Source organism: Flavobacteriales bacterium, from assembly GCA_020635395.1.
Lineage (GTDB): Bacteria > Bacteroidota > Bacteroidia > NS11-12g > UBA9320 > UBA987.
On sequence record JACJZV010000003.1, the window covers coordinates 133,970 to 146,755 of the forward strand.

The 12,786-nt window shown below is 37.7% G+C and carries 14 protein-coding genes; all 14 read left to right on the top strand.

The genetic code is table 11. The features are described 5' to 3' along the window. Positions 1–6: 6 nt before the first annotated feature. Genes H6607_09920 through H6607_09985 form a run of 14 tightly spaced genes read left to right on the top strand, consistent with a single transcriptional unit; the run spans position 7 to position 12,739 of the window. Positions 7–744 carry a class I SAM-dependent methyltransferase gene (locus H6607_09920; protein MCB9262678.1) on the top strand — a complete coding sequence of 246 codons (738 nt, stop codon included), beginning with the start codon at positions 7–9 and terminating at the stop codon, positions 742–744. Positions 745–772: 28 nt separating this feature from the next. Then, a complete protein-coding gene (locus tag H6607_09925) occupies positions 773–1,372 on the top strand; it encodes an FkbM family methyltransferase (GenBank protein ID MCB9262679.1) in 600 nt (199 codons plus the stop codon). Then, positions 1,342–1,647: a hypothetical protein gene (locus H6607_09930; GenBank protein MCB9262680.1), complete on the top strand. Its 306-nt coding sequence runs from the start codon at positions 1,342–1,344 to the stop codon at positions 1,645–1,647. The genes H6607_09925 and H6607_09930 overlap by 31 nt, the downstream gene beginning before the upstream one ends. A gap of 9 nt (positions 1,648–1,656) precedes the next feature. Next, positions 1,657–2,805, top strand: coding sequence for a glycosyltransferase (locus H6607_09935; GenBank protein MCB9262681.1), 1,149 nt, complete (start codon positions 1,657–1,659; stop codon positions 2,803–2,805). A gap of 46 nt (positions 2,806–2,851) precedes the next feature. Beyond that, positions 2,852–3,970 (top strand): glycosyltransferase family 4 protein, encoded by a 1,119-nt coding sequence (locus H6607_09940; protein MCB9262682.1) that lies wholly within the window; start codon positions 2,852–2,854, stop codon positions 3,968–3,970. Next, the gene (gene rfbF / locus H6607_09945) at positions 3,967–4,737 is read left to right on the top strand and encodes a glucose-1-phosphate cytidylyltransferase (protein MCB9262683.1); all 771 of its coding nucleotides are present in this window, start codon (positions 3,967–3,969) and stop codon (positions 4,735–4,737) included. Before H6607_09940 ends, rfbF begins: the two co-directional genes overlap by 4 nt. 2 nt (positions 4,738–4,739) lie before the next feature. After that, positions 4,740–5,843 (top strand): CDP-glucose 4,6-dehydratase, encoded by a 1,104-nt coding sequence (rfbG, locus tag H6607_09950; GenBank protein MCB9262684.1) that lies wholly within the window; start codon positions 4,740–4,742, stop codon positions 5,841–5,843. Further along, positions 5,831–6,274, top strand: a complete 444-nt coding sequence (locus tag H6607_09955) for a WxcM-like domain-containing protein (protein ID MCB9262685.1) — start codon at positions 5,831–5,833, stop codon at positions 6,272–6,274. Before rfbG ends, H6607_09955 begins: the two co-directional genes overlap by 13 nt. Beyond that, complete coding sequence (locus H6607_09960) at positions 6,271–7,200, top strand: SDR family oxidoreductase (GenBank protein MCB9262686.1); 930 nt, start codon at positions 6,271–6,273, stop codon at positions 7,198–7,200. Before H6607_09955 ends, H6607_09960 begins: the two co-directional genes overlap by 4 nt. Then, positions 7,193–8,377, top strand: coding sequence for a glycosyltransferase family 4 protein (locus tag H6607_09965; protein MCB9262687.1), 1,185 nt, complete (start codon positions 7,193–7,195; stop codon positions 8,375–8,377). Before H6607_09960 ends, H6607_09965 begins: the two co-directional genes overlap by 8 nt. After that, a complete protein-coding gene (locus H6607_09970; GenBank protein ID MCB9262688.1) occupies positions 8,374–9,417 on the top strand; it encodes a glycosyltransferase family 1 protein in 1,044 nt (347 codons plus the stop codon). Before H6607_09965 ends, H6607_09970 begins: the two co-directional genes overlap by 4 nt. A 46-nt stretch (positions 9,418–9,463) precedes the next feature. Next, positions 9,464–10,789, top strand: a complete 1,326-nt coding sequence (locus H6607_09975; protein MCB9262689.1) for a hypothetical protein — start codon at positions 9,464–9,466, stop codon at positions 10,787–10,789. Further along, positions 10,789–11,748: a GDP-mannose 4,6-dehydratase gene (locus H6607_09980; protein ID MCB9262690.1), complete on the top strand. Its 960-nt coding sequence runs from the start codon at positions 10,789–10,791 to the stop codon at positions 11,746–11,748. The genes H6607_09975 and H6607_09980 overlap by 1 nt, the downstream gene beginning before the upstream one ends. Then, positions 11,717–12,739, top strand: a complete 1,023-nt coding sequence (locus tag H6607_09985) for a glycosyltransferase family 4 protein (protein MCB9262691.1) — start codon at positions 11,717–11,719, stop codon at positions 12,737–12,739. The genes H6607_09980 and H6607_09985 overlap by 32 nt, the downstream gene beginning before the upstream one ends. Positions 12,740–12,786: the final 47 nt, after the last annotated feature.

Consider the following 12,786-nt stretch of genomic DNA (forward strand, 5'->3'; position numbering starts at 1 on the left):
TGCTGCGTGGTACCAACTCTTCTTCAACTCATTTACGATTCGGGAGAAATTACCGACTCAAATTTGCAGGTTCGAAAATTTTCAGACAATGTTTCACTGGATGAAGCAAAGCTTTTAAACAGGATTGTTGAAGAAACAGAAGCTAAAACAACACTTGAAACCGGTCTTGCTTACGGTGGCTCTGCCCTGGCCATTTGCGGCGGTAAAAGCACGTCGGCTCAAAACAAACACTTTGGCATTGATCCGAATCAAACTTCGGTGTATGGCCAAGCCGCTGTTTATAACCTTACTCAGGCCGGATATGGAAATGAATTTGAATTGCTGGAGGGTCCCAGTCACATAATGATACCCAAATTGATTGAACGCGGAGAAACGCTTGATTTTGCATTTGTGGACGGCTGGCATACATTCGACTACACGTTAATCGATTTTTTTATGATCGACAAAATGTTAAAACCGGGTGGTTACGTGGCTTTTCACGATATGTATGCTCCCTCAAAACAAAAAGTGCTTAGGTTTATTCTCAGCCATCGCAAGTACAGCATTGCTAAAAAATACCTGGTGCGTGGAAACGAATCCAAAATAACCACACTTAAATTCTTTCTTTGGCGGATGTACAAGTACCCCGCTTTGATATTCTCTTCTTACCATTGGAAATTTCAGTTTAAAAACAGCTCCGGTTTAATCGTTCTTCAAAAAAACGAACAGTTTGAACCGGATTTTGACTTTTACAAAAGCTTTTAACCGTTGCGGTTAAACAATTACTTCCATAATGAATAGATTTTTTGTCAGAGCACTGAACCGTTTGGGTTTGGTAAACAAGGTTAGTACTGCAAGTACATTAACATTGAACAACAGAACGTATAACATTCCGCTGCTGAAAGGTGTTGGCATGCCCAATTTCTACATTTCAGAGCCCTGGATGATTGACGTAATGAAATTGGTGCTATCCATCGAAAACAAACGGTTTTTGGATATTGGTGTAAACGTGGGTCAAACACTTCTTAAACTCAAAAGTGTTTCACCCGAAATTGATTACATCGGTTTTGAACCAAACCCCACCTGCGTTGATTATGTGAACAAACTTATTAAACGCAATGGCATTGCAAATGCCCGACTTGTTCCTGTTGGGCTTGCAGATAGAACCATGTTAGGCGAATTGAAGTTTTACGACACCAAAGATGCCGATGACACGGCTTCCATTCTTGAAGAGTTCAGACCTGAACAAAAAGTGGTTGGGCGGCAATACATTCCGCTTTTTTCGGTGGATGATTTGAAGAAAACCCTTGATTTGTCGGAAATCTCTGTTGTAAAAATTGACGTTGAAGGAGCCGACTGGAAGTGGTTAAAAGCTTTCAGAAAGAATTTGTAAACCAAAAACCAATTGTACTCATTGAGATTTTACCTGTTTACGAGGCCGGCAACACTTTCCGTCTCGACCGCCAAAATGAAATAGTTCGCATTTTTAAGGAATGTGATTACAGCATTTTTAAAGTTTCCAAACCACAAAACATATTGGTTGATGTCGTTGAAATAGACGACATAGGCATTCACGGCGACATTACGGCTTGTGATTACATTATGGTTCCAAACTCCAAAAAAGCCGCTCTTACCAACGCCATCGAATCTAAATTTTCAAAAAAATAACTACATAAGTTGAAGAAAATAAAAGCGTTATCAACGGTTTACGCTCACCACGAAACCCATGGCCCGGGCATTTACCACAATGAATTATTGGCCAAGTATTGTTCGGAAGTTGATATTCTTTACTCCAACGTAATGGAAACCACCTGGAAATTTCCGGACAACGTACGGTTAATTACCGACCGACAAGAAATTATTCCATGGGATACCATTTACGCAAAACCGGTGCATATTAAATGGATGTATTTTCTCAAATACACCCGACTCATGCTTAAGCTAATACGAAAAAACAAGTATGATTTGGTTGTTTTATTCAACCCTCCTGCCCTGCTTTCGTATCGCATTATAAAAGCTTTTGTTCCTGAAAAAACCAAAATATGGTATCACAATTACGACCCGTTGAACAGTGAAACCATCAAAAAATACTCACAGCAATGGTTTGCCCTAAAAGCTATGAATAATGTGTTTCCAACCATTGATTTGTTCACACATTCCGAGGAAAAACGAAATCGGTTTTTCCCCATTGAGTTGTTAAAAAAACCATATCACATTTTGCCCAACTATCCCGCCATTGAGTTACACGGCGGAGAGGAGCGAAAATTAAATGCTAACGAGCCTGTTAAACTTATTTTCTCCGGCGTAATTAGTGAGGGAAATACGTTGGAAGAATTAATAAAACTTACACAAAAAACCATTGACGGTCGCGAAATCCATTTGATACTGAAAGGTTTTGTAAAGGATCATTACAAAGAATCATTGGAAGCCCTGGTAAAAGAAAACAATGTACAGGATAAAGTTACTTTTATTCCTGCCGGGCCGTGGCGTGAAGTGCCTGAAATACTCCGAACTGCTCACATTGGAATTCACATTTTTCACAAAGCCGACATTATTTCAAAAACCATGGGAAAAGGTGGCAGCGGGAAAGTGTTTCAATACATTGCCGAAGGTTTACCCGTGCTGATGAGTAATGGTTTTAAAACCAATTTTGAGGAATACGATTGGGCGGTAGCAACCGATATCGACCAGGATTCCCTGCTCAAAAATGTCACCCATCTTGTAACCAGCTACCAAAGCCTTACGCATAAAGCTATCGAAAGTTTTAAAACTGAATTGAGTTGTAACGCGGCGTTTGAAGCCATATTCCAATCACTGGTTGAATAAAGTTAAGGTCGTTATTTCCTGCTCCACCAAGTTCCACGCGTTTGCGTTGGGCGAACAACTTAATCGTTTTGGTGTTTTACAAACCTTTTTCACTTCGTACGCCTATCAAAAAAATACCGGGTTCCGAAAAATTGCCAAACGAGTTGACAAGGAAAACATTGATGCCCAAAGGTTTAAAACCCATATTCTGTTAGCTGTTTTTATAAAAGCTCTTCCCAACTACAGCCACTTTTGGAATACGTTATTCGACCGCTGGGTGGCTCGGAAAATCAAAAGAAGTGATGCCAGCATTTTTATTGGTTGGAGCGGAATGAGTCTTCACTCGTTGAGGGCTGCCAAAAAGAAAGGCATGATAACCATTTTGGAAAGAGGTTCGTCGCACATATCCTATCAAAACGAAATATTGAGTGCCGAATACCAAAAATTTGATATTGATTTTTCCATCAACCCAAGAGTAATTAAAAAAGAAGAAGCGGAATACGCAGAAGTGGATTACATCAGTATCCCATCACTTTTTGTTAAAAACTCATTCATTGAAAAAGGTGTAAACCCCGCCAAGCTGGTTCTTAACAATTACGGTGTGAGCGGTTATTTTTCGCCGCCGAAAGACCAACCAAAAAACGATAAGTTTACCATACTTTACCTGGGCAGTTTATCGGTTCGCAAAGGGCTTATTTACATGTTCGAAGCCTTGAATAAACTGAATATTCCGGCTACAGATTATGAGGTTTGGTTCGTCGGCTCAATTTCGGACGAGGTGTTGAATGAGAAACTCAAATCATTTGACAAAACCAACTGGAAGTTTTGGGGACATGTAAATCACTATGAGGTGGCGGAATTAATTGCAAAAACACATGTGGCTGTGCATCCGTCGCTGGAAGAAGGTTTGAGTACCGTTATTCCACAAATCATGGCGTGCGAAGTTCCGGTTATATCAACAACCAACACAGGTGGTGAGGATTTGATAACAGATAAAGAAAACGGCTTTATCGTTCCAATTCGCGATTCGCAAGCCATTGCCAATTGCATTGAGTATTTGTATCACCATCCTGTCATTTACAAAAAAATGGTATCCGATTTAAAAAAAACCATACCCAATTTAACCTGGAATTCATACGGTGAGCGGTATCACCATTTTCTTTACAACTTAATAAAATCAGCATGAAAGTTTTAATCCTCGCCGGTGGTTTTGGTACCCGAATTTCGGAAGAAACCGCCCTTAAACCCAAACCAATGGTAGAAATCGGGGGAAAGCCCATTTTGTGGCACATCATGAAAATTTACTCCCATTACGGCTTTAATGAATTTGTCATTTTATTGGGCTACAAAGGCTATTACATCAAGGAATATTTTTCAAACTATTTCCTTCATCAAAGTGATGTAACCATTGATTTGGCCAATAACAAGCTTGAGATTTTGAACAATGCTTCTGAGCCGTGGAAAGTAACATTGCTTGATACCGGCGAAAACACTATGACCGGCGGAAGGATAAAACGTGCAGAACGATTTATTGACAACCAGCCCTTTTTGGTTACCTACGGCGACGGTGTAGCTGATATTGATATTGCCAAATCGGTTGAATTTCATAAAAATCACGGGAAAGCTTTGACCATGACTTCGGTGCAACCTGCAGGCAGATTTGGAGCTCTTTCCATTGGCGACGGTAACCAGGTTTCTTCCTTTATTGAAAAACCACATGGTGACGGCAATTGGATAAACGGTGGCTTTTTTGTGTGCCAGCCGGAAGTAATGAATTTTATAAATGGTGATCATACCATTTTTGAACGTGAGCCATTGGAAAATCTGGCAAAAGAAGGTGAACTGTACGCATATAAACATCAGGGTTTCTGGCAGTGCATGGACACCCTGCGTGATAAAACGTATTTGAATGAAATGTGGGAAAGCGGTAAGGCACAATGGAAAAAATGGTAACTATGTTTTCAGAAGTTTATAAAGGTAAAAAAGTACTGGTAACCGGAAACACCGGTTTTAAAGGTTCGTGGTTGAGCATTTGGCTTCACACACTGGGTGCCGATGTTTATGGCATATCCAACGAAATACCGACCAACCCTTCGTTGTTTGAAATTGCACATTTGGATAAAGTGGTAAACCACACGTTTGAGGATATCCGCAACCTTGAAAACATGAAAAAATTGATTGGTGAGATAAAACCTGATTTTTTGTTTCACCTCGCTGCACAGCCCATTGTTAAGGAATCGTACGTAAACCCCATTGATACCATGACAACCAATGTGATTGGTACGGCTAACATTTTGGAAAGCCTTCGCTGTGCCGATTTTGAGTGTACGGCCATAATCATTACCAGCGACAAATGTTACGACAATGTGGAATGGGAATGGGGTTACCGCGAAACCGATGCACTTGGAGGCAAGGATCCCTACAGTGCGTCGAAAGGTGCCGCCGAATTAATGGTAAAAACGTATTACGATTCCTATTTTAAACATGCTGATTCACGGATACGGGTTAACTCGGTGCGGGCCGGGAATGTAATAGGCGGCGGCGATTGGGCAGCAAGCCGATTGGTTCCTGATATGTTTCGATCTTGGTCGAAACAACAAACGGTAACCATCCGAAGCCCCTATTCCACTCGCCCATGGCAACATGTTTTGGAACCTCTTTCTGGTTATTTGAGAAATGGGGAAGCCTTGTATAAAGACAAAAGTTTAAACGGCTTGGCATTCAATTTTGGTCCAAATTCTGACCAAAATAAAACTGTTTTGGATCTATTGGTCGAAATTGGAAAACACATTACTAAAACCGAACAATTTGATTTGTATAATGTAGAATCAAATACATCGTTTCATGAAGCTGGATTGTTAAAACTCAACTGTGACAGGGCTTTGCATTATCTTCAGTGGAAACCAACACTTCATTTTGATGAAACAGTAGAATTTACGGCAAGATGGTATGACACTTTTTATCATCAATCAAATGCCGATATGCTTGATTTGACTACCAAACAAATATCAGATTATATTAGAAAGGCTGAAGAACGCAAAAACCCATGGACAAATTAATCGAGGGGGTTGAACTAACACCACTCAAAATAATTTCCAATGAGAGTGGCAGCGTCAGGCACGGGTTAAAATGTTCTGAAAGTCAATTTCACCAATTTGGTGAAGCTTATTTTTCTACGGTCAACGGGGGAATTATTAAGGGCTGGAAAAAGCATACCCAAATGATTTCAAATCTTATAGTTATATCAGGTAAAATAAAATTTGTCATTTTTGACGATAGAGAAGATAGTCAAACCAAAGGCATGTTCAACGAAATAATCCTTTCAGAATCCAATTATAACAGACTCACCATACACCCAAGACTATGGATGGCTTTTCAAGGATTGAGCGATGAGCCCAATATGTTGTTAAACATCGCAAGCATTGAACATGATCCGGCTGAATGCATCAATGAGCCAATTCATTCGGAGCTTATTGATTACCGTTTTTGACCAAAAGAACCCGCATATTGATTACCGGTGGAACGGGATATTTAGGTGGTAGGATAAGTGAATACCTGAACGAAATTGAAGAATTTGAAGTTACTATCGCATCTAGAAACCCAAAAAATAATAAAGTAATAAAAGTTATTGAAGCCCACCAAAACACTCCAAACTTAGAAAAAATTATTAAAGATTTTGATGTAGTAATCCACTTAGCTGCGGTTGATGCACCAACTTGTCAAAATGAAATTGAACAAGCAATAAACGTTAACATTATCGGAACAACCAAATGGATTGAAGCCTCAAAAAAGGCAGGTGTTTCGAATTTTATATATTTCTCTACCATACATGTTTATGGCAACCAACCGAACATTTTGTTTATTAATGAAGAAACCTGCACAAAACCAAATCACCCCTACTCCATAACACATAAAGCGGCTGAAGATTTCGTTTTGACCAATTCTTCGGGTAACTTCAAAACGTATGTTTTCAGGCTATCGAACGCCGTCGGATATCCGGCGAGAAAAATGACTCAATGGCATTTATTAGTACCTGATATTTGCCAAAATTTGGTCAAAAAAAATGTGTTTTATTTAAAGAGCAATCCTGCAACGGCAAGAGATTTTATTTCTATAAAATCGGTTTGCAAAACGGTTAAATCTTTTATTACTAAAAAAAATAACATTGACAGTGGTGTTTATAATATTTCATCTGGAATTAACACGGAAATCGGGGAACTGACTAATCAAATCGTCAAACTATATAATCAAACCTATTCTAAAAATGCTGAGGTCATTTTTCAAACACCCTATTCTGCACTTTCCAAATTTCCTGAAATTGTAAATGAGAAAACCAAAAATTTAGGAATACCATTAGAAAGTGACTTGAATGAAGAAATTTTAGGACTTCTACAATATTGCATTGAAAATGATTGATATACTCGTTTTTTCACATGCCTGTCTAAAAAGAGTTAATCGATTGGTTTTTAATCAATTAAACAAAGAATATGGTTACACCATTAAAATTGTTGCCCCAAGTGTTTTGAACGTTGAAGGAATGTCTCAAAAACACGACAAAGTGCTAAATGGGGATGTTGACGTAATTTTCAAAGCATTAACAAAGTCTAATCCGAGAGTTTACCAATTTGAAGAAACCGAAAAAATACTAAACCAATACAACCCCAAAGTAATATATCTCGACAACGACCCAGTGAGTTTGCAGGCAATAAAAATTGGAAAATGGGCAAAAAAAAATAACAGTAAGCTTATTTGTTTGTCGTGCGAGAATCTCAGTTTTGGCATGTCTGAATCATTAAAAAGACTTGGCCTTCGGGGAATTCCGACTTCCATTTTCAAAAATATTCTGACCTTATTTTCTAAAAAATTGGTAAGTCATGTATTTACAATAAACAGTGCCGGAAATGGTTTATTCAAAGCTCTTGGGTTTAAATCAGTTTCAATGATAGTGCTCGGTTTTGATCCAAACATTTTTAATCCAGACAGAAAAAAGCGAGAAAATGGACGAAATCAACTTGATATTTCTGAAAATATGGTTGTCATCTCTTACATTGGAAGAATGGTTCCTGAAAAAGGTGTCCACCATTTAATAAACAGTTTGACTTACCTTAAAGATAATTCGAATTGGATTTTATTATTAGATAAATTTAGCAATCAAATAACTCCATATCAAGAAGAAATAATCCAATTGATTAAATCTGCAGAAATTGAAGATAAAGTTCGATATTTTGAAGCCGACCATAGCGAGGTTGCAACCTTTATGAATGCTGCCGATGTGGTGGTATTGCCTTCTGTTTCAACAAAAAAATGGGTGGAGCAATACGGACGTGTTGCTCCTGAGGCCATGGCATGTGGAAAAATTGTGATTGTTTCTAACAGCGGTGCACTACCCGACTTGGTTCAAACACATGGCATTATTACGGAGGAAGCAGACGAAATCTCTTTGGGTTCAAAGCTAAAATCAATTGTTGAAGATTTTGAAGATTACCAGAAAATCGGATTGGAAGCTGCGGAATATGCCCGAAAAAACCTTTCGACCAATAAACAGGCTGCTCAGATTGATACAATTCTTAAGAAACTTTCAACACTAAATTGAAAAAACTAAGAATAACTGTACTTGGTTCAAACAATATTTGGTCTATTGAAAACCACTATATTAAATATTTCATTGAAGCAGGGCACGAGGTTAACCTTTTTGCAAACCACACCTTGTTTTTGGAGTGGCATCAAAAAAGTGTACTGAACAAAGTTTTATTCAAACTACTCCCAAAATTCAGTTTGTCCGGTATAAATAAAAAAATACTAGATTTTGTAAAAAAAAATCCTGCCGATATTATTTTGATTTTTAAGGGAATGGAAATTTTTCCTGAAACAGTAAAGGCATTGCATCAAATCGGATCTAAACTTATTAATTACAATCCCGATCACCCGTTTGAGTTTCACGGTATTGGCTCGGGCAACAAATTTGTGCGTGGCAGCATACCCTTTTACCATTTGTATTTGACATATAGCTATAAAATTGCAACTGATGTAGAAAACAAATACGGAGTCAAAGCCGGTGTGGTTCCGTTTGGATATGAAATCACCGAAGAATTGCTTCAAAATTCAATAAAGGCAAGCGAAATAAATCGGCTCTGCTTTTTGGGCAATCCGGATAGCCTTCGAGCGGATTTTTTATGTAAGCTCAGCAAAAAGGGTATTCCAGTTTCGGTTTATGGACTCAATTGGAAAGATTTTTTTGATAAGGATTGCCAGATAGAAGTCCATGATCGAGTTCATGGTCAGCAGTTTTGGGAAGTGCTTCGCAAATATAGAATTCAACTCAACCTTTTTAGATCTCACAATACCAATAGCCACAACATGCGTTCATTCGAAGTTCCCGCAGTTGGGGGTATTATGTTGGCTCCGAAAACAGATGAACACTCCATCTATTTCGAAACCGATAAGGAAGCCTTCTACTATGAAAACTTCAAAGAATGCCTCGATAAATGTAACTATATACTCAACCTGTCAGAATCAGAAGCGAATTCAGTAAGGGATGCTGCCATCAAGAGATCCGCTTCTTCCGCATATACTTACAAAGACAAAGCACATCAAATGCTTGATTTAATGATTGAATGTCTTGATACAGTTTAAAGAAATAATTAAACTTATCTTTCTCTATGCACTCTCCTATGGTGCGATGTCGTATTTTACAAAATATGATTCTCGCGACATAATGATTTATGCGATGGATATAGCCATTCTGGTCAATTTAATTTCTCGAATCGGAAAGTCATTTGTTTTTCTCGAATTCATTGCCTTCTCTGCGGTAACGTTTTGGCTCACTACCCCACTTCTTGTTTGGGAATTAGAAATTAACAAACTGCTTCCTTATAATCTCTTTGGCGTAGATGGATTGGCCATTAAACGAGAAGAATACTACCATTTTGCCATTCCTGCCACCTTGTCCATGGTATTGGGTTTGTATCTAATAAAACCCATGGAGATTAACATGAAAGAACTTACCGAAAGATTAAAAAAACATATTTCTGAAAAAACAGGGACACAAATACCCCTACAAATGTTTGCCATTGGGGCATTTTCATATATTATTGGACCATTCCTGCCTTCGGCTTTAAAATTTTTCTTCTATCTGGCATCGCAACTTGTATTTATCGCGGTGTTGTATTGTTTTTTTGGAAAATACACTTATAAAAAATGGATATATTGGGGAGCAGGATTTTTGACCCTCATTTCCGTTGCATCTAGTGGAATGTTTGGTGATTTGGTATGGTGGGGACTTGTGCTTGCCATTTATTTTATGCTGATGCGGGATTGGAGTTTTTTGAAAAAATCAATGCTCATCATATTGGCTGTTTTCTCCATTTCATTTCTACAAACCATAAAAATTGGATACAGACAAATTATGTGGAGAAAGAATAAGCAAGAAATGGGAAGTTTTCATGCTTTAGGACATGTTACCCTCAAGGCACTTACAAACACCAATCAATCAAGAAGCAACCCTGCATTTAAATTGGCTGTTTTTAGAGTCAATCAAGCGTATTTAGTCTCCTTGGTTTTGAAGCATGTTCCCAAAAAAGAACCATTTGCCAATGGAGAAACAATTTTTGGCTCTTTGCTTGGATCATTTGTTCCTAGATTTTTGTGGCCCAATAAACCGGTAGCCGGAGGTTTTGAAAATATTAGAAGATTTGGGGGCTATGAACCGTATGGCAATACGGCCATGGATATTGGCCAAATAGGCGATGCCTGGGCTAATTTTGGTTATGGCTACGGAATCCTATTTCTTTTTTTATATGGATTGGCGAATGCCGGTTTGCTTCGTTGGATGATTAGTTCGGGTTTAAATGGAAATTTGAGCATTATACTTTGGCTCCCAATCGTTTTTTTGATGCTGTTAAAAGTAGAAACAAGTGTCGTTACAACGTTTAACGCAGCACTCAAAGGCATTTTCTTCATATTCATTAGTTTTCGATTGGGCAAAATGGTAAACCTTCAGTTTTAATGAAAATACTCATTACAGGCATAAGCGGACAAGACGGAGCGTACCTCTCTAAAAGACTTTTAGAACAGGGAAATGATATACGAGGAATCATTAGAAATGAGAACAGCAACATTGACGGACTAAAATATTTGAATATTGAAAAAGAGATAGAGTTTGAAAAAGTAGATTTGGCAGATAGATCCAGTATAGAAAAAAATATAAAAAAGCATCAATACGACCAAATCTATAATTTAGCGGCACAGAGTTCGGTTGCTGAGTCATTTAAAAATCCATTTTTAACTATGCAATTCAATGTTCAGTCAACACTGAACATTTTAGAGTCGGTAAAAAAAGTTTCGCCTCACACAAAAATATATCAGGCCACCAGTAGTGAAATGTATGGAGATGTAAGAAACTTGCCTATAAATGAAAATACACTGTTAAATCCTCAAAGTCCGTATGCCATTTCAAAAGCCGCTTGCCATTATTTAATTAAAAATTATCGCGAGGCTTATCAAATTCATGCCAGCAGTGGAATATTGTTTAATCATGAGTCTGTGCTTCGCAGAGAGAACTTCTTTATCATGAAATTGATTAAATCGGCTCTTGATATTTTGAACAGAAAACAAGAAATGCTTAAACTGGGCAATATTGAAATAAAAAGAGATTTTGGTTATGCACCAGACTATATAGAGGCCATTGTTAAAATGTTGGAACAAGATGAACCGGGCGATTATATGATATGCAGCGGCAAATCAATCACACTTCGGTCTATTGTGGAACATATATTTCGGTTTCTAAATATTTCAATGGACAAAATTGTGATTGACCCAGAGCTATATAGACCATCTGAAATTGAAAATATTTATGGAGATAATAACAAAGCCAAAGAACGTCTTGGTTGGAAATATGACCGAAGTTTTTTTGATGTAATTGAAGAGATAACTGTTGAATACGAAAAGAACTTCTATGCAAAGTGAAATACACTTTTTTCAGCGAAAACCGCGAGACGGGAAAAATTATAGTTTAGAACAAATTTTTGCTGATTTGAGAGAGCGAATAAAAAAAGATTATTCGGTTAAAACCATTATCTGTCCGTTTGTGAGCTCCGGTGTTTTAAGAAGGTTTGCCAATATAGTTCATGGGTGCTTCAATCAGGGTAAAGTAAATCATATAACGGGCGATGTGAATTACATTAACCTTTTTATGAAAAAAAATAGAACCATTTTGACCATGTTGGATTGTGGAATTTTGTTGCGAACAGAAGGTCTAAAACGATGGCTTTTGGTAAATATTTGGTTTAAAATGCCTGTGGCACGATCTGCCTACGTTACTGCTATATCCAAATACACAAAAAAACATTTGCTGGAAGTAACCAATTGCCCTGAAGAAAAAATAAAAGTCATATATGTTCCAATAAGTGAAGACTTTAAAAGGGTGGAACGACCTTTCAACCAGCAAAAACCACGGATACTTCAAATTGGCGGAGCTCATAACAAGAATTTGATAGGTTTAATAGAGGCAGTTAAGAACATTGATTGTAAACTATCCATCATCGGCAGTATCAATGAGCAAAACAAAAACCTATTAGAGAAATACAACATTGATTACGAAAACAAAATTGGAATATCGAGCGAACAGGTTATTGAAGAATACATACTCTGCGATTTATTGTTTTTCGTTTCGACCTTTGAAGGATTTGGCATGCCTATATTGGAGGCAAATGCTGTTGGAAGAGCCGTGATTACTGGCAACAACTCCTCCATGCCCGAAGTTGCTGGCAATGCGGCATTATTATGCAATGCCAATAATTATTCAGAAATAGAGGAAGGCATCAATAAATTGATTCATGACGAAAGTTTCAGGAATAAGTTGATAGAAAATGGTTTTGAAAATGTTAAAAGGTTCAACGCCGATTCAATTGCCAATCAGTACAAAGAGATTTACAATCAAATCTTAAACAAAAATTAAAACAGCAAAAAGCAAAGTACTGATTACCATTGACTGGTACAAGCCAG